This is a genomic window from Mobilicoccus pelagius NBRC 104925 (genome assembly GCF_000247995.1).
Lineage (GTDB): Bacteria > Actinomycetota > Actinomycetes > Actinomycetales > Dermatophilaceae > Mobilicoccus > Mobilicoccus pelagius.
Genome location: NZ_BAFE01000058.1, coordinates 30964 through 50811, shown reverse-complemented (window position 1 = coordinate 50811; position 19848 = coordinate 30964). Strand labels below are relative to the sequence as shown.

The window sequence follows — 19848 nt, the reverse complement described above, 5'->3', positions numbered from 1 at the left end:
GCGGGTGTCGTCTCCTTCCGCGGGGCGGGGCGGCCCGCCGGGGTCAGGCGAACTCGGCCATGCCCTCCTCGAGCGCGGTGATGATCCAGGGCCGCAGGTCGGCGGGGGCGATGATCTCCTCGACCGAGCCGACGCGCAGGGCGCGGTCGACGGAGTGGATGGCGTCGAACTCGTCGGCCATCTCGCCGAGCTTCTCGCTGCGCACCCGGGCGGTGACGTCGGCGAGGTGGGCCCTGGCCCGCGCGGACGCCGCGCCCCGCCTGGCCGCCTTGGCGGCCTCGGACGCCTCGACGACGCGGGGGTCGGCCATCGTGCGCTTCTTGACCTCGCGTGCGAACACGGTGGCCGCGGCGGGCGCGCCACCGATGACGGAGGCGCGGGATCCCTCGACGGCGGCGACCCGCATGTGGTCGTTGAGCTGCCGCGAGAACACGACGAACGCACCACCGTGGTACCGGGAGACGACGACGAAGACGATCGGCCCGTCGAAGTTCGTCACGGCACGGCCGATCTCGGCGCCGTACTCGAGCTGCCAGTTCCTCATCGACTCCGGCGATCCGTCGAAGCCCGACAGGTTGGCGAGGACGACGAGCGGCCGGTTGCCGGAGGCGGCGTTGATCGCCCGGGCGGTCTTGCGGGACGCCTGGGGGAACAGCGTGCCGGAGGTCCACGCCGGCGGGCCGTCGCTCGGCACGAACCCGGTGCGGGGCACGGCGTGGGACTCGATACCGAGGAGGCACACGGGGATTCCCCCGATCGTCGCGTCCCACACGATCGAGGTGTCCGCGTCGCGCCAGTGCCGCCAGCGCTCGAGCGGATCGTCGTCGACGTCGGCGACGGCCCGCATCACCGACCGCATGTCGAACGGCATCTTGCGCTCCGGGTTCTCGTCGAACACCTCGGCCACGGTCGTGAACGGCGAGGTCGCGGTGAGGGCGTGCGGAGACTCCCGCACGTCGCGTCCGGGCGCGTCCATCGTGCGGTGGCGGCGCGGGAACCGTTCTCCCGAGACCACGTACGTGTAGTCGTAGTGGTGGAGGAGCACCTGGCAGGCCTCCTCGAAGCTCGGCGCCCAGTACTGCGCCTGCCCGTTGGGGCCCATGATGCGGTCGTAGCCGCCGATGCCGGAGTTGTCGTCGGCGGAGACCGCGCCGGAGAAGTCGAGGGCCTGCTTGCCGGTGAGGACCATCTGGCTCGCCGGGGTCATGACGAGGATGCCCTTCGTGTGCATGAGCATCGTCGCCTCGGCGTTCCAGTAGGGCTGGCCGCCGACGTTGATGCCGGTGACGACGATGTTGATCTCCCCGCCGCCCTGGGTGAACTCGATGATGCGGCGCAGGGTGTTGCTGATCCAGTCCATGTTCTCGGTGCCGGAGTCGAGCGCGATGCGTGCACCGGAGGACACGGCGTACCACTCGACGGGCAGCCGCCCCTCCGCCGCGAGCGTGAGGGCGGCGTTGATGCGGCGGCACTCGGGTTCGGCGAGGTTGCCGAGGCCCTGGGTGGGGTCGGAGAGGATCGCGATGCGCCGCATGCCCTCGGGGACGACGTCGGTGTACGTCGTGATCTCCCCGACGACGAGGTTGGCCGTGTTGCCGCCGGGTTCGCGGTCGACGGGGACGAGGCGGGTGCCGCTGTCGTCGAGGTCGTACTCGGTGAACGACCCGTGGGGGAACGGTGAGGACTCGTCGGTGCCGGGGGTGAGCATCCGGACGATCTCGTACGGGTAGGGGGCGCCGAACCGGGCGGCGGTGAGCACCTTCTGCCCGTAGCGGGTGAGGGTGGGGACGGGCTCGGTGCCGGGGTCGGCGAGGCGTGCGGTCATGCCGCGGCGGCCGAGGCCCTCGAGGTGGACGACCCGGTCGACGAGCCTCTCCGTACCGTCGGCGCCCGTGTGCGGCATCCGGACGTGGACGACGGCCTTCTCGAGGCCGACGCCGCGGGCGAGGGGTTCGTAGTCGCGGGCGAGGTCGACCCACTCGTCGGCGGGCACGGTCCACGGGGGACGGACGACGATGACGAGCCGGTTCGCGGCGGGTCGCTGCCGCGGCGGGAACGTCGCGAGCGCGGTGCGCATCGCGGCGAGGGCCTCGAGGCCGAGGCGCTGGAGGCGCGGGTAGGAGGCGCGCCCGCCCTCGTCGACGCGGGTGAGGTCGCGGGCCTCGACGAGCGCGAACAGCCGCCGGTCGGAGGGGTTCTCGCGGGCGACGCCGAGGAAGAGGTGGACGTCCTCCGGCGAGGGGAGGCGTTCGAGGTCGAAGTTCGAGAGGCGCCACAGGTCGAGGCGCTCGGCGATCATGGGGTGGAGGTTGCGGTAGACGCCGAGCTCCATCCACGCGCCGGTGCCGTCCTGCGTGAAGGACACGTGCTGGGTGCGGGTGTGCTCCTTGCCGACGCCGGCGCGGCTCGTCACCGTGAGGTCGACGCGGGCGATGCGGCGGCCGACGTCGGTGGCCTCGAGGGCGCCGCGGGCGGTCTCGGCGAGCTCGACGAGGTCGGGGATAGGGCTGCGCCGCCAGGAGAGGACGCCGACGACGACGTCGGTCTCCTCCGCGGCGGGCCCGGTGAGGAGGTCGCACTCCTCCAGATGGGCGTGCACCGGCCCGGCGAGGGCGGGGACGTCGAGGAGCGCCGAGTACGCGGTGACGACGTGGATGCGGCGTCCCTCGTGGACGTACTCGGCGGAGGCGAGGCGGGTGCCGTCGTACTCGCCGATCGTGAGGTGCTCGAGGTCGTGACGACGGTAGTAGCGCCGCAGGATCGCCTCGAGGAGGACGTCGCGGAGCGCGGTGTCCTCGCCGGTGCTGTCGATCCACGCCTGAAGGAGCTGCGCGCGCAGCGGGTGGGGGTGGGCGACGAGGACGTCGAGTACGTCGGCCCGCTCCGCCGGGGTGAGGGCGCCGGCGGCGCGGAGGCGGTCGAGGGCCGCGTCGACGGGGCGGCGGGCCTCCTCGACCATCGCTTCCAGGGTCGGCTCCTCGTACAACGCGAACACGGTGTCGCGGGCGAGGGAGGCGACGGCGGGGGCGCGGCCCTCGCAGGCGAGGGCGAGCCGGTCGAGCCGGGCGCGCCCCTCGTCGCCGAGGACGGGGAGGACCTCGGCGGCGTGCCGGATCCTCCGGTCGAGGACGGCGGTGATCGCCCCGGAGAGGGCGGGCACGCGCGAGAACGAACGGAACATCCACAGCGTCGCGGCGTCGAGCTCCGGCCCGGGGGTGAGCCCGTCGACGCCGTAGCGGGTGAGGGCCCGGGCGAGGCGGGCGCGGAACCGCTCGGGCAGGCCGGCGCGGTCGGCGTCGAGCCACTGGAGGAACGCGAGGACGTACTCGCGGGTGTCGGCGGCCTCGACGAGATCCGCGCCCGGGGCGTCGAGGGTGGGCACGACCTCCCCCTCGGAGCGGGGCCGGTAGAGGGCGGCGAGGTCGGCGTAGAGGTCGAGGAGGGCGTCCTCCGCGGCGGCGAGGCGCGCATCCCCCGGCTCGACGGACTCGACGCACGCCCGCTGCTCGGCGAGGAGACGCGCGAGTGCGGCGGCGGAGAGGTCGTGGCCGAGGAGGTAGTCGCGGAGGCGGGCGTAGACGTCACCCGGCTCGGGCGCCGCGGCGGCGTCCGTGGCGGCGGGGACGAGGGAGAAGAGGTCGAGCGTCTCCCCGACAGGGGCGGCGGCGCGGCCCACGTCGTCGGCGCGGACCCGCAGGAGGGTCGCACCCCGTTCGATCTGCGTGTTCGGCAGGGCGTCGACGACCGTGACGACCCCGTCGTAGGGCGAGGTGATCGCCGAGAGCATCTTCATCGACTCGAGCGTCGCGACGGGGTCACCGGCACGCACCCGGTCGCCGACGGCGACGTGGAGGTCGGCGACGAGCGCCGGGCGGGGGGTGCGCACGGCCATCCCGTCGGCGCGGGTGACGACGTGGGCGACGCCGTCGACGTCGAGGTGGATCGCGGCGCCGTGCTCGGTGGCGACGACACGGTGGGTGCGTCCGGCGCACTCGAGGCGTCGCTCGTAGCGGCCGAGGACGTCGACGACGGCGTCGACCTCGACGCTCGACGCACCGGCCGGGGTGAGGGCGACGTGGTAGGTGCGGGGGCCGCGACGTTCGACGACGACCCCGATGTCGTGGCCGCCGTGGTCGAGCGTGAGGCGCGTGCCGACGACCGCAGGGTTCTCGGGACGGCCGCGGGCGGCGCTCGCGAGGAACTCGGCCCGCGCCGAGGCGAGATCGGCCTCGTAGGCCTCGATCGCCGCGGCGACGAGCGCGACCGGGTCGGCGGGCGGGACGAGGGCGTCGGCGCGGCGGCCGACCCACGTCGCGTCGACGGGCCCGGCGGCGAGGTCGGGGTGGCCCGTGAGGGCGAGGAGGCGCGGCCGGTCGGTGACGGCCCCGTCGAGGACGACGACCGTGCGGGCGAGGGCACGACGCAGCCGCGCGAGGGCCTCCCCGCGATCGACACCATGCGCACGGAGGGTCGCGATCGTCCCGTCGGCTGCGGTCGTCTCCCCGGCACGTGGGGCGGGTCCGACGTGGACGCCGGCGCCGCCGGGCAGGTCGACGTGCCGGAGCCGGGGGCCCTCGGCTCGGCGGGATCCACCGCCCTCGTCGTCGCGGGCGAGGAGGAGTGCGGTGAACGTGTGGCCGTCGGGGGTCGGCAGGGAATCGAGGGGTCGGTCGACCCCCGCGACGGAGGGGTCGAGCACGAGCCCGAGACGGGAGGCGGCGAGCGCGAGTGCCGTGGTCTCGTCGAGGCCCGGGTCGGGGCGGCCGAGGGGGTCGATGCCGGCCAGGGCGACGTCGCCGCCGTCGCGACCGTCACCGACGAGGAACCGGACGGTGGCGAGACCGCGGAACCCGGTGAGCTCGGCGACGCGGCGGGTGAGGTCGGCGAGACGCGACGCCGTCTCCTGCGAGGCCCCGACCGCGGGGTACTCGGTGAGGACGGCACGCCGCAGGTCACGGCCCTCGGCGTGAGGGGTGTGAGGGGTGTCGGCATCCGTGAGGGGAGCAGCGTCACGGTCGCCGGCTCGCGCGTCGTCGAGGAGGACGACGTCGCGCGGCGGGAGGGTTCGGATCTCGTCGGTGGAGACGAGGTCGACCTCGAGGAGACGGGCCCGCCCGACGAGCTCCGACGGAGCGGGCAGCCCGAGGTCGGCGGCGAGGGTGGGGCCGTCGAGGCGCCCCAGCGTGGCGGACGAGGGCCCGGCGAGCGGGAGCCCCGCCTCCTCGCACGCCCGGGTGAGGTCGGCGAGGGCGATCCCTGCGGGGGGCTGCCCGAGCCACACGCCGTCGATGCGGATGCGACGCAGAGACGTGACGACGTCACCGGCGGTGAGCGCCTCCCCCGCGTCGGGCCCGGGAGTGAGGCGCAGCGTCTCGTCGGCCTCGCGCCGGAACCACGGCGTCTCCCCCTCGTGGGCGAGAACGGTGACCAGCCCCGCCCCCGCGCCGTCCCGCGCGAGGTCGGCGAGGTGGCCGAGGACGCGGGCCGCGGGCTCACCGACGTCGAGGACGGCGAGTCGGAACGGGGCAGCAGCGGGGGGCGTCTGGGTCATGCGCCCGACACTATGAGCGGCCTCTCGGACCCGATAAGTGTCGATTCCTACGAAGACCGGGCGGATTCGTCGTGGGACATCGACGCCCGCCCGGCGCGCAGCGGTCACCACCTCCGCGAGCCGCCCCTCTCCCCGCCGACCGGACCCGACCGGACCCGAGCGGAGGGTGCAGGCCCGGGAATGACGACGCCCCGCCGCGCCACCGGAGATCCGGGGCGGGCGGGGCGTCGGGTGAGGCCCTGCGCGTCGGTCAGACGCGGGCGCGGCCGCGGCCGAAGACGAGCTTGAGGATGAAGAGGAGCACACAAGCGCCGACGAGCGCCGTGAGGAAGCTCATGATATAACCGGCGTTGCCGTCGGACATGCCCGGAGCAAGCTTGAGCAGCCAGCCGCCGATAACAGCACCGATGATGCCGACGATGATGTTCGCGGGCACACCCATCTGCGCGTCGGTGCCCATGAACTTGCTGGCGATCCAACCGGCGAGCCCGCCGATGATGATCCACGCGATCCAACCGAGGCTTGAGAATGCCATATCGTTCTCCTTCGTGTGTTTCTCTGGGGAGGGTCGGGAGTCGCCCGGCCGCTTCCCGCGTTCATAGGGCCCTTTACCCCTGAATTCACTATGTCATGCGTCCAATGGCGTTCGACGTCTGCACCGCTCACGCGGCGTGTGGGGGTTCCTGCGCGAGATCGTTCGGAGCGGTGGCAGGGTCGATGCGCGCACCCGAGAGGACGGCGGCCCGCGCGAGGGCGTTGCTCGCCATCGAGGAGACGACGAGCAGCGCGACGAGCGTGATGAGCAGCCGCACGAGGCCCCACGCCGAGAACCCTTGGTGGGCAGCGGTGCTCACGTACTCACCGAGGACGACGAGCGGCAGCCCGAACACGGTCACGGGCGAGAGGGCGTTGATGCGGGAGACGGCGTCGCGTACCCGCACCATCGTCACGGCGGTGAGGAGCACGGAGAGCGACCCGACGACGAGGAGGATCCCGGCGACGGTGTCGGCGACGAGGGTGAGGGTCATCAGCGTCGTCCTCTCGTGATGATGCGGGCCAGGGAGACGGTCGCGAGGACCCCGAGGAGGGCGCCCGCCATGATCGCGTCCTCGACGACGGCAGAGCCGAGGAGGACGCCGAGGGCGGCGAGGATGCCGACGACGGAGAAGTAGACGAGGTCGCTCACGACGGCGCGACTCGCGTCGTCGGGGGCCGTGCGCACACCGACGAGGCCGACGAGGACGGCGCCGGTGAGGAGCGCGACGCAGACGGCGAGGGTGAGGTCGACGATCATCGGGCCACCTCCGTGTCGTGGTTCGGGCCGCGGGTGACGCGCAGGAGGCGGGTCTCCATGTCGCGGAGGTCGTCGAGGATCTCCTCGCGGGTGCCGCCGAAGAGGGCGTGGACGAAGAGGGTGGGCGGGGTGTCGGCGGTGCCCGCGGCCGTGCCGACGACGAGGGTGCCGGGGGTGATCGTGATGGAACTCGCCATCGCGACGATCTCCCCGTCGGTGCGGCACCGCAGCGGGAGTTCGACGACGGCGGGCAGGGGGGCGGGGTCGCGGCGGAACGCGGCGAGGCACACCTGCCACGCGCCCTGGGCGACGGCGACGAGGATGTAGACGACGTAGGAGATCGTCGCGAGGATCCGGCCGATCATCGGAGCACCACCTGGACGTAGGGGGCGAGGTCGGTGAGTCCGGCCGCGGCGCGGGCCGTGACGGCGAGGAGGGGCTCGGCGGCGGCGAACATCGCGAGCGACAGCCCGACGAGGACGAGGCCCGGAAGGGCGACGGCGAGGCGGATGCGCACGTCACCGACGGGGGTGAGCTCGCCGCGACCGGTCTCGGGGTGGGGCGGGCGGTACCGGTCGAGCGGGCGGCCCCAGAACACCTCGTTCCACAGTCGCTGCAGGGCGAGCAGCGACACGACGGAGGCGAGGATCACGGCGGCGACGAACGCCCACCCGATTCCGGGGTGCTGCCCCGCGTTCGTCGAGGCGACGACGAGGCCGACCTTGCCCCACAGACCGGAGGTGGGCGGGAGGCCGACGAGGGAGAACAGGCCGAGGACGAACCCGGCGGCGACGAGCGGGTCGCGACGCGCGAGGCCTGAGAGTCGGTCGATGCGTCCGGTGCCGTAGGTGTGCTCGATCGCACCGGCGAGGAGGAGCAGCGCACCCATCGTGATGATGTGGTGGACGAGGTAGAAGAGGCCCGCCGAGAGCGACGCCGCGGTGAAGAGGACGAGGCCGACGAGGATGTGGCCGACGCCCGTGACCATCTGCCAGGCGAGGATGCCCCGCACGTGCGACTCCCCGAACGTCGCGAACGCGCCGAGGAGGATCGTCACGACGACGAGCACGGCGGCGATGCCGAGCCACGGCGCCTCGTGGATCCCGAACGTCGTGCCGTAGATGCGGTAGAGGGCGTAGAGGCCGACCTTCGTGTGGAGCGCGGAGAAGAGGGCCATGACCCCGGCGGAGGTCTCGGGGTAGGTCTGCGGGAGCCACCCGTGGACGGGGGCGAGGCCGGCCTTGACCGAGAGGGCGAGGAGGACGAGCGCGAGCGCGAGTCCGGCGCGTGGGTCGGCGGCGCCCGCCCCGGCGAGGGCGGCGAGGGTGACGGTGCCGGTCGTCGCGTACACGAACCCGACGCCGACGACGAGGATCGTGCTCGTGAGGAGGTTGACGAGGACGAACGTGCGGGCCGCCCCGAGGCGGCGCCACGAGCCGGCGCCGGCGAGGAGCGCGTACGACGGCAGGAGCATGACTTCGACCCACACGAAGAGGTTGAAGAGGTCGCCGGTGAGGAGGGCGCCGCTCACGCCCGCGAGGAGCATGAGGACGAGCGGGGGCAGGAGCCGCCGCCGGTCGACGCCGGCGATCGAAAGGAACACCGCGCACACCGTCGTCGTGAGCGAGGTGATCGTCACCATGAGCGCCGAGAGCGTGTCGGAGACGAACGGGATCGCGACGCCGGGGACGTAGCCGCCGATGCGGTCGGAGATCACGGGCGTGACGGTGTGGGTGGCGAGGAGGGCGAGGCCGCCGAGGGTGGAGAGGGCGGGGACCCCGATCATCACGGCCCGGCCGACGGCGCGGCTGCGGACGAGGACGAGGAGCCCGGCGCACAGCAGCGGGCCGGCGACGAAGAGCGGAAGGAACCGCGGGTCGAACGCCGGGACGGGCGCGGCGGCGGAGAAGAGGGTGGGGGTCATCGGTCGTGGTTCTCCCCCGTGGCGGGCATGCGATGGGTGTCGTCGTTGTGGCCGAGGACGGCGAGCATGAGCATGAACACCGTGACGGCCATCGAGATGACGATGGCGGTGAGCACGAACGCCTGCGGCAGCGGGTCGGCCGCGGTCGCGGGATCCATGCGGTCTGTGAGCGGCTCGCCGCGCCAGGCGCTCACGCCGCCGGTGAGGAGCATGAGGTTGGCGGCGTGGCTGACGAGGGTCATGCCGAAGACGGCCCGCACCATGCTGCGGGACAGCAGGAGGTAGGCGCCTCCGGCGACGAGGACGGCGACGGTCGCGGCGATGATCACGAGGTCCTCCCGGACGGGTCGGTCGTGGGTGTGCCGGTGGCGGCGGCGGTGGCGCGGGTGGCCGCCCGGGCGGGGTGGGCGCGGGCGGGTCGGCCGGCGTCGGCGGGTCGGTCGCCGTCGGCGATGAACGTCGTCCGGGCGCGGGCGCGGGACTCCTTGTGGCCGCCGCCGGAGCGGCGGGCCTCGGCGACCTCGGCGGCCTCGGCGTCGCTGACGATCTCACCCTCGGTCATCTCCTCGGCGCGCTCGTGGGTGCGTTCGGTGTCGGTGGACTCACCGGTGCCGAGGAGGTTGAACGCGGCCATGACGAGTCCGAGGACGGCCATGTAGACGCCCGCGTCGAAGATCATCGACGTCGTGAGGTGCACGCTGCCGACGTGCCCGTAGGAGGGCTGGAGGAAGCTGCCCGAGGCGAGGAGGTTGCCGATGCCGGTGGACACGGCGGTGACGATCCCGCCGCCGATGAGCGCGACGGGCAGGCGGGGCGGGCCGATCTGGCGGTCGCGGGACGTCGACAGGTAGACGAGGCCGACGATCGAGGAGCCGACGAGGGCCGCGATGAAGCCGCCGCCCGGCGCGCTGTGGCCGCGCCAGAAGAGCCCGAGGGAGGCGATCGCGAGGATCGGCACCATGATCCGCAGCATGAGCTGCAGCCCGATCGTGTTGGGCCACGCCTCGGTGATGGCGCGGTGGGCGGTGCTGCCGGGCTCGCGCAGGTCGAGCTCCGGGCGGGGCGCGTGACGCGTGTCGTACGTCGTGTCGGCGCTCGCCTCGGGGGCGCCGACGGCGGTGGCCGAGGTGACGGGGTGGGGGTCGAGCGCACGGTCACGCACGGTGGAGAGCACGGCGACGAGCGCGATGCCCGTCATGCCGAGGACGGAGAGTTCGCCGAGGGTGTCGAGCGCGCGGAACTCCACGAGGATGACGTTGACGACGTTGTGGCCGCCGCTGATCTCCGTCGTGTGGGAGAGGTAGTACTCCGCGAGGTCGGAGCGGCCGCGCCGCCCGGAGAACACCCAGGTGGCGACGCCCGCGGCGAGACCGACGGCGAGCGCGAAGATGCCCTTCGAGACCCGCGCCCGCGTCGTGATCGCGCCGAAGGTGAGGGGCAGCTTCTGCAGCACGAGCATGATGACGACGATCGTCAGCGCCTCGACGAGGAGCTGCGTGAGGGCGACGTCGGGAGCGCCGAGCCGCACCATCTGCAGCGTGATGAGGATGCCGACGGCCGAGAGGCCGATGACGGCGGCGAGCCGGGAGCGGGCGCTCACGACGAGGAGCACGCTCGCGGTGGCGAGGAGCAGGACGACCGCGTCGTAGGGCTGGGAGAGGCCGGGGGTCGACGGCGGCAACGGCGGGAGCGTGAGGGCGCCGCCGAGGACGAGGACCGCGAACGCGGCGAGGACCGGCGTGAGCTGACGCGCGGGGTGGTGACCGGCGACGGTGCGCGCGGTGAGGAGACCGACGCGACGCAGGCCACCGGTGATCGCGGCGATGGCCCCGGCGCCGTCGAACGGGAGGAGGGGACGCTCGAGCCGCGGCCACAGGCGGTGCCGCACGGCGATGACGAGGAGGCCGAGCGCGAAGACGACGAGCGTCGCGACGAGCGGGGCGGTGAGCCCGTGCCACAGCGCGAGGTGGACGTGGTGGTGCCCACCGGGCCGGGCGGCCTCCGCGGCGCGGAGCACGGGAGTGTCGAGGATCCACACGGCGAGGCCGAGGGGGATGCCGAGGAGGATCGGCAGCGACGCCGCGCCGAGGAAGATCGGGCCGGGGGTGTGGAGGTGGCGGTCCTCGCCGTCGTGGTCACGGGCGACGACGGCGAGGCCGGACTCGTCGCCGGGCCCGAGGTCACGGGTGCCGTCGACGAATCCGCCGAAGACGATCTTCACGCAGTAGCCGAAGGTGAGGACGCTCGCCGCGGCGCCCGCGACGAGGGCGGTCCACCCGGCGAGCTGCCCGCCGGGGGCGCCGTGGAGGGCGGTGAGGAGGCCCTCCTTGCTCACGAAACCGAGGAGCGGGGGCACACCCGCCATCGACGCCGCACCGATGACGGTGACGGTGAAGCTCAGCGGCATCGCGCGCCACAGGGAGGGCAGGCGGCGCATGTCGCGGGTACCGGCCGCGTGGTCGACGACGCCGACCATCATGAACAACCCCGACTTGAAGAGGGCGTGGGCGATGACGTGGAGCACGGCGGCGGCCACGGCGATCTCGGTGCCCACACCGATCGCGGCGACGACGAGCCCGAGCTGACTCACGGTCGAGTACGCCATGAGCTTCTTGAGGTCGGTCTGCTGAAGGGCGAAGAACGCCGCGAGCGCCGCGGTGAAGAGGCCGGTGACGATGAGGAGGACGTTCCACACGGGCGTCGCGTGGAACGCCGGGGAGAACCGGAGGAGCAGGAAGATGCCGGCCTTGACGACGGCCGCGGCGTGCAGATAGGCGCTCACGGGGGTCGAGGCGGACATCGCGTCGGGCAGCCACACGTGGAACGGGAACTGGGCCGACTTCGTGAACCCGGCGACGAGGACGAGCACGGCGACGGCGGCGGTGGAGGCGGGGTCGGTCGTCCACACCGGGTCGGCAAGGGCGGTGCTCATCGTCGTCGTGCCGGTGCGGGCGACGATCGTGCCGACGGCGACGAGCAGGGTGAGCCCGCCGACGAACGTGAGGAACATCGTGCGCAGCGAGGCGAGCTGACCGCCGCGGCCACCCTGCCCGACGAGGAGGAACGACGCGATCGACGTCGCCTCCCAGCACACGAAGAACCACACGAGGTCGTCGGCGAGGACGAGGCCCGTCATCGCGAGGGTGAACGTCGCCATGACGACGTAGAACGCCGTGTGCCGCAGGGGACGCCCGTCGGCGTCGGCGACGTCGAGGTAGCGCGTCGCATAGATGAGGACGACGGCGCCGACGAGGAGCGCGATCGCGGCGAAGACGATGCCGAGACCGTCGGCGCGCAGCGACATCGACGCGCCGAGCGAGGGTACCCACGGCACCGACCAGGCGGGCCGACCACCGGCGAGCACCTCACGCGCCGTGGGCACGAGCACCGCAGCGGCGGCGACGTAGATCGCCGCGAGGACGAACCCGGCATTGCGGTGAAGCACCCGGCACAGCAGCGGGGTGGCGGCGACCGCGAACAGCAGCAGCGCCAGAGAGAACGGCATCGAGGTCGTCGCGGTCATTCACGCACTCCCGGGGGTGGACGAGGGGGCGGGCTCGACCGGCACCGCCGGAGGCCGTCGTCGCCCCGGGAGAACCGCACCCGCACTGCTTCGCCGACCAGACTTCCCGGCACACCGGGAGTCCACGGTATCCGAGAGGGGGCCGCCGCCCTAACCCTACGGACCCACCCGTCGTGGCCGTGCGGCGGCCGATCCTGAGCGACTTGACCCGATCCGAACCGAGTCGAGTCCGCTTCGTGACCGCGTCGTCACGGGCCCGTGGTGCGGGTCGTCGAGACTCGACGTGTGCCTGACTCCCCCCGTCGTGCCGTCCTGCTGGCACTTCTCACCGTCGTCCTCGGACTCCTCGCCGTCGTCGCCGCCGGAGCGAGCGACGGACGCGTCCTCACGCCGTGGTGGATCCTCTGCACCGTGCTGTGCCTGATCGTGCCGCTCGGCGCGTGGAGCGCCCACGGCGCCCGCAGTCGCCTCGCCGCCCTCGGCGGGATCGCCCTCTCCTCGGCCCTGCTCGTCGGCGGGTTCGCGACCGCCCGGGGGAGCGCGTTCCTCGTCCTCGTCCTCGCGACGTTCGCGATCACCCCCGCCATGATGCTCACCCCCCGCCTGCGCGGCCACCGCGTCGTCGGCCTCGCGCTCTTCGGCGTCCCGCTCCTCCTCGTCGGCGCCGCCGGCCCCGCGACCCTCGGCGTCGTCGACCTCGACCTCGGCCTCGACGCCGCCGGGCCCGCCTCCGCACTCCTGCCCGTCGTCGGACCGGCCGCCCTCCTCGGCGGCGCGGCGACCCTCGTCGGCTGCGTCGTCGACCTCGCTTCCCGCCTGCGCACCTCCGTCTCCCCCGATACCGTCCGCGGCATCGCCGCCGTCATCGGTGGTCTCGCCCTCGTCCTCGTCGCCGCGGCGGGCGCCGTCGCCTCCGGCACGGTCTCGGGCACGGCCTCCCGCGTCGGCGCCGCCGTCGTCGTCCTCGCCATCGCGGCCGCCGCGGCCCTCACCCACGGCCTGCGCACCCTCGCGAGCACGCGGGAGGTGTCGGACGTCGGCGGTATCCTCACGGTGCTCGCCGTCCTCGCCGTGCTCGTCGGCGCGCTGCTCACCCCGGCCGGAGCCCTCGCCACCACCGTCACGCTCGTGGCGCTCCTCGCCCTCGCCGCGGTGCTCGGCGCCGTCGCCGGCCTCTGCGGAGCGGCTGCCCTCGTGCGCGCCCCGCGCACCCTCTCCCTGCCGCGTCTCGTCCGACCCGGCGCGTGGGCCGGGGTGCGGGCCCACCTCGTCCAGTCCTGACCGGACGCGAGCCCAGGACCCCGCACCGCGGGGCACGCAGCACCGCACCGCACCGCACCGCACCGCACCGCACCGCACCGCACCGCACCGCACGCGAAACACGAGGAGCACCACCCCAGTTCCCGTACCGAGACCACGTCACCGACACCGGAGCCCCCCATGAGCGTCCCCCACCCGCCCCGTCAGCGGCCCACCTCCACGTGGATCGACCCCCGCCACCTGCCGTATCCCCTCGTCGTCGCCGGGGCCTGGTCGGGGCGCCTCGTCCTCGTCCTCGCCGCGGCCGCGCTGCTCCTCTACGGCCTCGCCAAGATCAGCTTCATCGTCGTCCCGCTCGCGATCGCCCTGCTCTTCGCCGTGCTCCTCCACCCCCTGCACCGGTTCCTCCGCACGAAGGCCCACCTCCCCGACGGCCTCTCGGCAGGGCTCTCGCTCATCCTCCTCATCGCGCTCGTCACCGGCTCGGTGAGCCTCGCCGGCACCCAGATCGCCACCGGCGTCGAGGACATGCGCAGCAGCGTCTCCCAGGGCATCGACAGCTTCATCGCGTGGCTGTCCACGGGCCCGCTCCACCTCACGACGACCCAGCTGCAGGATTACGTCGACCGGGCCCGCGAGGCGCTGCAGAAGAACTCCTCGAACCTCACCTCGGGCGCCCTCGCCGCGAGCTCCTCCGCCGTCGACTTCCTCGCCGGCACCCTCATCGCCCTCTTCACGACGTTCTTCTTCCTCTACCAGGGCGAGAAGATCTACCGCTTCGTCCTCCACCTGCTCCCCGAGGCCGCCCAGGACCCGACCTTCCAGGCCCTCCGCCGCGGCTGGGTCAGCCTCGGCGCCTACGCCCGCACCCAGGTCATCGTCGCCGGCGTCGACGCCCTCGGCATCAGCCTCGGTGCGCTCGTCCTCGGCCTGCCGTTCGTCGTGCCCCTGTTCCTCCTCGTGTTCATCGCCTCGTTCGTGCCGATCGTCGGCGCGTTCGTCTCCGGCGCCGTCGCCGTCCTCATCGCGTTCGTCGTCAAGGGCCCCGTCGTCGCGCTCGTCATGCTCGGCGTCGTCCTCGTCGTCCAGCAGCTCGAGTCGCACGTCCTCCAGCCGTTCCTCATGGGCAAGGCCGTCGCGCTCCACCCGCTCGCGGTCGTCCTCGCCGTCGCCGTCGGCTCCTACCTCCTCGGCATCGTCGGCGCTCTGTTCGCCGTGCCGGTCCTCGCCGTCGTCAACTCCGCGACGCGCTACCTCGTCGGCGACGACCCGTTCCCCGAACTCGGCGACGGCCCCCTGCCCCCCACCGCCGGACAGGACGTCGACCACGAGCTCCCCGCCACCGTCGACGACGCGGACGCGCGGACCGACGCGCACACGAGCACGGGAACGGCCGCGACCGATCGCGAGGTCGGCGGCTCCCACACCGTCACGGACTGACACCGACCGACTTTCTCCCCCTCCACGTCGGGGCTCCTCCACCGCCCGGAGGGGCCCCGACGTGCGCAACCGGTTCGGCCGGCGGGTCTTTCGCCCCTAGCATGGTCGTCGTGGACTGGACCGACTACGACGCAGCTCTGTTCGACCTCGACGGCGTCCTCACGCCCACGGCCGTGGTGCACATGGCGGCGTGGGAGGAGATGTTCTCGACGTTCCTCTCCGCGCGGGGAGCCACCCCCTACACCGCGCACGACTACTTCGATCACGTCGACGGCAAGCCCCGCTACGACGGCGTGCGCGACCTCCTCGCCTCCCGCGGCATCACCCTCCCCGAGGGTGACCCGTCCGACACGGCCGACGCCGACACCGTGTGCGGGCTCGGCAACCGCAAGAACGACGCGTTCAACGCCGTCCTCGCGCGTGACGGCGTGCAGCCCTACCCGGGCTCGGTCGCGCTCGTGGAGGCCCTCGCGGCCCGCGGCACGAAGCTCGCCGTCGTCTCCTCCTCCAAGAACGCCCCCTCCGTGCTCGCCGCGGCGGGCCTCGACCGGTTCTTCCCCGTCGTCGTCGACGGCCGCGTCGCCGCCGCCGAGGGGCTCCCCGGCAAGCCCGCCCCCGACACCTTCCTCGCCGCCGCCGAGCGCGTCGGCGTCACCAAGGAGCGCGCCGTCGTCCTCGAGGACGCCACCTCCGGCGTCGCCGCCGGACACGCGGGCCGCTTCGGCCTCGTCGTCGGCGTCGACCGCGGCGCCGGTGCGGACGCCCTCACCGCTGCAGGTGCCGACGTCGTCGTCGCGGACCTGCAGGAGATCGTCCCGTGAAGCAGACCTACGACGGGATCGACCCTCTCGACCGCAACCGGTTCCCCATCGACCCCTGGCGGTTCGTCGAGCGCTTCCCCGACTTCTCCGACCTGGGCACCACCGAGACCCTCTTCGCCGTCGGCAACGGCTACCTCGGCATGCGGGCCAACCCCTCCGAGGGGCGCGAGGCGCACACGCACGGCACGTTCATCAACGGCTTCCACGAGACGTGGCCCATCCACCACGCCGAGCAGGCGTACGGGTTCGCCACCACCGGGCAGACGATGGTCAACGTCCCCGACAGCAAGGTGATGAAGCTCTACGTCGACGACGAGCCGCTCCTGCTCGCCATCGACGACCTCGAGGAGTACGAGCGCAGCATCGACTTCCGCGAGGGCGTCCTCCGCCGCGACGTCGTCTGGCGCACCCCCGCCGGCAAGCGCGTCCGCGTCCAGACGACCCGCATGGTGTCGTTCACGCAGCGTCACCTCGCCGTCTACACGATCAACGTGACGATGCTCGACGGCGACGCCCCCGTCGTCGTCTCCAGCCAGATCCTCAACCGCCAGGACGGGTTCGACGAGTACCACTCGAAGAGCGAGGCGATGGGCGAGGGGTTCGACCCGCGCCGCACGACCGCGTTCACCGAGCGCGTCCTCGAGCCGCAGGGGCACTGGAACTCCGAACGTCGGATGATCCTCGGCTACCGGTGCGCCTCCTCGGCGATGACCCTCGCCGTCGGCGCCGATCACGAGATCTTCACCGACAACGACTACGAGACCCTCATCGACACCCAGGCCGACCTGGGCAAGAGGGTCTTCCGCATCGACGCCAAACAGGGCAAGCCGATCTTCATCACGAAGGCCGTCGCCTACCACACCTCCCGACGCGTGCCCGTCCGCGAGCTCTTCGACCGCGTCCGCCGCACCCTCGACCGCGTCCGCCAGGACGGCGTGCAGCACTACCACGAGGAACAGGCCCGCTGGCTCGCCGACTACTGGAACCGCTGCGACGTCGAGATCGAGGGCCACGGCGACGTGCAGCAGGCCGTCCGCTGGAACCTCTTCCAACTCGCCCAGGCCACGGCCCGCACCGACCAGCTCGGCATCCCCGCCAAGGGCGTCACGGGCTCCGGGTACGAGGGCCACTACTTCTGGGACTCCGAGATCTACGTCGTCCCGTTCCTCGCCTACACCTCGCCGATCACGGCCCGCAACGTCCTCCGGTTCCGCGTCAACCTCCTCGACGCCGCCCGCGAACGCGCCCGCGTCCTCGCCCAGTCGGGAGCCCTCTTCCCGTGGCGCACGATCAACGGCGAGGAGGCGTCGGCCTACTACGCGGCCGGCACGGCGCAGTACCACATCGACGCCGACGTCGCGTTCGCCGTGGCCAAGTACATCGACGCCACCGGCGACACCTCGTTCCTCTCCCGGGACGGCATCGAGGTCCTCGTCGAGACGGCCCGCATGTGGGCCGACCTCGGGTTCTGGCAGACGAACGGCCACCCGTCGTTCAACATCCACGGCGTCACCGGACCCGACGAGTACACGACGGTCGTCAACAACAACCTCTTCACGAACGTCATGGCCCGGTTCAACCTCGAGCGGGCCGCCACCGTCCTCCGCGACTACGCCGAAAACGACCCGGACACGTACTCCCGCGTGTGCGCCCGGCTCCACCTCAACCCCACCGAGATCGACGAGTGGGAACGCTGCGCCGCCGGGATGGCGATCCCGTTCGACGACGAACTCGGCATCCACCCGCAGGACGAGCACTTCCTCGAGCGGGAGCTGTGGGACCTCGAGAACACCCCGCCGGAGAACTACCCGCTGCTCCTCCACTACCACCCGCTCGTCATCTACCGGTTCCAGGTGCTCAAGCAGGCCGACGTCGTCCTCGCCCTGTTCCTTCAGGGCGACCGGTTCACGGCCGAGGAGAAGCTCGCGAACTTCGAGTACTACGACCCGATCACGACGGGCGATTCCTCCCTGTCGGCGGTCGTGCAGTCGATCATCGCGGCCGAGGTCGGTCACAAGCAGGCGGCGCTCAAGTACTTCCGCGAGGGCCTCTACGTCGACCTCGCCGACCTCCACGGCAACACCCGCGACGGCGTCCACATCGCCTCCGCCGGCGGCGTGTGGAACGCGCTCGTCGACGGGTTCGCCGGCATGCGCGACTTCCACGGCGACCTCGTGTTCGACCCGCGCCTGCCCGACAGCTGGCCGCAGCTCCGCTTCCGCATCACGGTGCGCGGCACGCACCTGCTCGTCACCGTGCGGCAGGACGCGATCTCGTTCGAGGTCCTCGACGGCCCCGAGCGCGAGCTGTCGGTGCGGGGCACCTCCTACGTCGTGCGTTCCGGCGTGCCGCTCACCGTGCCCCTCGACGGGCAGGGCCCGCGCCTCACCTACGGGCTCTCGCAGCGCCGACCCGCCGAGCTGCGCCGCGGCGAGGGCGCCGTGCCCGACGTCTCCGGGCTCGGGATCCTCAACCCGCAGCTCGTCGCCGAGGACTGAGCCGACCCGTCCCGCCCCCGGTCGCCCGCGCGACGCCGGGCGGGTGCACGCGCCCGGCCGGGGTCGACGACACCGCTTCGTCACCCTGCCGTCGGCGAGGTGGGGTTGCGGGGTGAGGTCGCGGGGGCCCGGGGGCGCCCCCGTCACGTCATCGCGAGGCTCGCCGCCATCACACCCATGCCCGCGACGAGGCTGTAGACCGTCGCGTGGTGGTGCCCGAAGTCGTGGGCGGCGGGCAGGAGCTCGTCGAGCGAGACGAACACCATGATCCCCGCGACCGCCGCGAACGCGAACGCCATCGTCACCGGCCCGAGGAACGCGCTGAGCACGAGCAGGCCGACGAGCGCCCCCACCGGCTCCGCGAGACCCGCGACGAGCGAGTACCGGAACCCCACCCAGCGCGACCCCGTCGCGTAGGCGACCGGCACGGCCACGGCGATCCCCTCGGGGATGTTGTGGATCGCGACCGCCATGACGACGGGCACCGCGATCGACGACTCCTGCGTCGCGGCGAGGAACACAGCGAATCCCTCGGGGAAGTTGTGCAGGGCGATCGCGCCGGTGGTGAGGACGCCCGTGCGCATCATCCGCGCCCGCACCCGGTCGCCGCGTTCGTCGCCGCCGCCGTGCTCGTGCGGGTTGATCGACGACGGCACGAGCCGGTCGATGAGCGCGATGAGGCCGATGCCGCCGAAGAACCCGAGGATCGTCCACCACGATCCCGCGCCGCCGAAGTGCTCGACGAGGGTGTCCTGCGCGATCCCGAGCAGCTCGACGAACGACACGTAGAGCATCACCCCGGCGGAGAACCCGAGCGCCGCGGCGAGGAACCCCGGCGTCGGGCGACGCCGCGCGAACACGACCGCCCCACCCACCGCGGTCGCGAGACCGGCGAGCAGGGAAAGGACGAGGGCCGTGGGGATCCCGTGCATCGCTCAGATGAACTCGAGCGGGTCGAACTCCTCGATGGGGATGATGCGGATGCGTGGCAGCCTCGCGTCGAACGCCTCGACGTCGTACTCGAGGTCGAAGAACTCGAGCCCCTTCTCGACGAGCTCGCGGTAGCCGATGCTGCGGAACTCCTGGAAGGCGACGACCCCCGTGCGTCGGCCGTCGCAGAGGGCGCCGAGGTCGGGGAGGAAGTCTCCGTCGTGGCTCGCGAGCATGACGTCGGCCGGGCGGTCCTTGAGCGCCTGCAACGTGCGGGAGATCGCGATGTCGACGATCTTCTCGTCGGGCCGACCCGTGAGCGGCACCGGCCGGAACCCGATGCTCGTGAGCGCCTGGACGAACGCCATCGGCAGGTCGTGACGGGCGGCGAGGAAGAACAGGCCCACGACGGGCTGCCCCCACTCCTCACGCGCGAAGTTGAGTACCCGTTCCCACCTCGGACGCTCCTCCGGGCGGGGCCGCCGTTCGAGGATGCTCACGCCCAGCGTCGCGTCGAGGTTCTCCCCGTCGACGAGGAGATAGGTCGTGCGGTCGGCCTCGGTCATCTCTCATCCTTCCGTGACGCCCACGGTGGCGCCGACGTCAG

Annotated in this window: 14 protein-coding genes; 4 read left to right on the top strand and 10 right to left on the bottom strand. The window is 72.8% G+C overall.

From position 1 onward, the window contains the following. Window positions 1–43: 43 nt before the first annotated feature. The 8 genes from MOPEL_RS09410 to MOPEL_RS09375 all read right to left on the bottom strand — a co-directional run bounded on the left by MOPEL_RS09410 (window position 44) and on the right by MOPEL_RS09375 (window position 12292). On the bottom strand, window positions 44–5551 hold the full coding sequence (locus MOPEL_RS09410) for a carboxyl transferase domain-containing protein (RefSeq protein ID WP_009482662.1): 5508 nt from the start codon (window positions 5549–5551) through the stop codon (window positions 44–46). 250 nt (window positions 5552–5801) lie between these two features. Next, window positions 5802–6086 carry a GlsB/YeaQ/YmgE family stress response membrane protein gene (locus MOPEL_RS09405; protein ID WP_009482661.1) on the bottom strand — a complete coding sequence of 95 codons (285 nt, stop codon included), beginning with the start codon at window positions 6084–6086 and terminating at the stop codon, window positions 5802–5804. Between the two features lie 127 nt (window positions 6087–6213). Further along, on the bottom strand, window positions 6214–6579 hold the full coding sequence (locus MOPEL_RS09400; RefSeq protein WP_009482660.1) for a cation:proton antiporter: 366 nt from the start codon (window positions 6577–6579) through the stop codon (window positions 6214–6216). Beyond that, window positions 6579–6845, bottom strand: coding sequence for a monovalent cation/H+ antiporter complex subunit F (locus tag MOPEL_RS09395; protein ID WP_009482659.1), 267 nt, complete (start codon window positions 6843–6845; stop codon window positions 6579–6581). Before MOPEL_RS09395 ends, MOPEL_RS09400 begins: the two co-directional genes overlap by 1 nt. After that, the gene (locus tag MOPEL_RS09390; RefSeq protein ID WP_009482658.1) at window positions 6842–7210 is read right to left on the bottom strand and encodes a Na+/H+ antiporter subunit E; all 369 of its coding nucleotides are present in this window, start codon (window positions 7208–7210) and stop codon (window positions 6842–6844) included. The genes MOPEL_RS09395 and MOPEL_RS09390 overlap by 4 nt, the downstream gene beginning before the upstream one ends. Further along, window positions 7207–8769, bottom strand: coding sequence for a monovalent cation/H+ antiporter subunit D family protein (locus MOPEL_RS09385; protein WP_009482657.1), 1563 nt, complete (start codon window positions 8767–8769; stop codon window positions 7207–7209). The genes MOPEL_RS09390 and MOPEL_RS09385 overlap by 4 nt, the downstream gene beginning before the upstream one ends. Then, the gene (locus tag MOPEL_RS09380; protein ID WP_009482656.1) at window positions 8766–9098 is read right to left on the bottom strand and encodes a Na+/H+ antiporter subunit C; all 333 of its coding nucleotides are present in this window, start codon (window positions 9096–9098) and stop codon (window positions 8766–8768) included. The genes MOPEL_RS09385 and MOPEL_RS09380 overlap by 4 nt, the downstream gene beginning before the upstream one ends. Next, window positions 9095–12292, bottom strand: a complete 3198-nt coding sequence (locus MOPEL_RS09375; RefSeq protein ID WP_009482655.1) for a DUF4040 family protein — start codon at window positions 12290–12292, stop codon at window positions 9095–9097. Before MOPEL_RS09375 ends, MOPEL_RS09380 begins: the two co-directional genes overlap by 4 nt. A 285-nt stretch (window positions 12293–12577) precedes the next feature. Between MOPEL_RS09375 and MOPEL_RS09370 the strand changes: the two genes are divergently transcribed. The 4 genes from MOPEL_RS09370 (at window position 12578) to MOPEL_RS09355 (ending at window position 18311) form a co-directional block, all read left to right on the top strand. After that, entirely contained in the window at window positions 12578–13573 is a 996-nt protein-coding gene (locus MOPEL_RS09370) for a hypothetical protein (protein WP_009482654.1), read from the top strand. Window positions 13574–13732: 159 nt separating this feature from the next. Further along, window positions 13733–14992: an AI-2E family transporter gene (locus MOPEL_RS09365; protein ID WP_009482653.1), complete on the top strand. Its 1260-nt coding sequence runs from the start codon at window positions 13733–13735 to the stop codon at window positions 14990–14992. Between the two features lie 101 nt (window positions 14993–15093). Continuing rightward, complete coding sequence (locus tag MOPEL_RS09360; RefSeq protein WP_009482652.1) at window positions 15094–15813, top strand: HAD family hydrolase; 720 nt, start codon at window positions 15094–15096, stop codon at window positions 15811–15813. Then, a complete protein-coding gene (locus tag MOPEL_RS09355; protein ID WP_009482651.1) occupies window positions 15810–18311 on the top strand; it encodes a glycoside hydrolase family 65 protein in 2502 nt (833 codons plus the stop codon). Before MOPEL_RS09360 ends, MOPEL_RS09355 begins: the two co-directional genes overlap by 4 nt. Before the next feature lie 143 nt (window positions 18312–18454). On the opposite strand, the gene zupT is transcribed toward MOPEL_RS09355, so the two are convergent. Together zupT and MOPEL_RS09345 are read right to left on the bottom strand one after the other, a co-directional pair. After that, window positions 18455–19243 (bottom strand): zinc transporter ZupT, encoded by a 789-nt coding sequence (gene zupT / locus MOPEL_RS09350; RefSeq protein ID WP_009482650.1) that lies wholly within the window; start codon window positions 19241–19243, stop codon window positions 18455–18457. A gap of 3 nt (window positions 19244–19246) precedes the next feature. Continuing rightward, the gene (locus MOPEL_RS09345) at window positions 19247–19807 is read right to left on the bottom strand and encodes an NYN domain-containing protein (RefSeq protein ID WP_009482649.1); all 561 of its coding nucleotides are present in this window, start codon (window positions 19805–19807) and stop codon (window positions 19247–19249) included. Window positions 19808–19848: the final 41 nt, after the last annotated feature.

Bases quoted from the DNA above. Each gene is read 5' to 3' on its own strand.
- MOPEL_RS09410 (WP_009482662.1), bottom strand. From the start codon at position 5,551: ATGACCCAGACGCCCCCCGCTGCTGCCCCGTTCCGACTCGCCGTCCTC.
- MOPEL_RS09405 (WP_009482661.1), bottom strand. From the start codon at position 6,086: ATGGCATTCTCAAGCCTCGGTTGGATCGCGTGGATCATCATCGGCGGG.
- MOPEL_RS09400 (WP_009482660.1), bottom strand. From the start codon at position 6,579: ATGACCCTCACCCTCGTCGCCGACACCGTCGCCGGGATCCTCCTCGTC.
- MOPEL_RS09395 (WP_009482659.1), bottom strand. From the start codon at position 6,845: ATGATCGTCGACCTCACCCTCGCCGTCTGCGTCGCGCTCCTCACCGGC.
- MOPEL_RS09390 (WP_009482658.1), bottom strand. From the start codon at position 7,210: ATGATCGGCCGGATCCTCGCGACGATCTCCTACGTCGTCTACATCCTC.
- MOPEL_RS09385 (WP_009482657.1), bottom strand. From the start codon at position 8,769: ATGACCCCCACCCTCTTCTCCGCCGCCGCGCCCGTCCCGGCGTTCGAC.
- MOPEL_RS09375 (WP_009482655.1), bottom strand. From the start codon at position 12,292: ATGACCGCGACGACCTCGATGCCGTTCTCTCTGGCGCTGCTGCTGTTC.
- MOPEL_RS09365 (WP_009482653.1), top strand. From the start codon at position 13,733: ATGAGCGTCCCCCACCCGCCCCGTCAGCGGCCCACCTCCACGTGGATC.
- MOPEL_RS09360 (WP_009482652.1), top strand. From the start codon at position 15,094: ATGGTCGTCGTGGACTGGACCGACTACGACGCAGCTCTGTTCGACCTC.
- zupT (WP_009482650.1), bottom strand. From the start codon at position 19,243: ATGCACGGGATCCCCACGGCCCTCGTCCTTTCCCTGCTCGCCGGTCTC.
- MOPEL_RS09345 (WP_009482649.1), bottom strand. From the start codon at position 19,807: ATGACCGAGGCCGACCGCACGACCTATCTCCTCGTCGACGGGGAGAAC.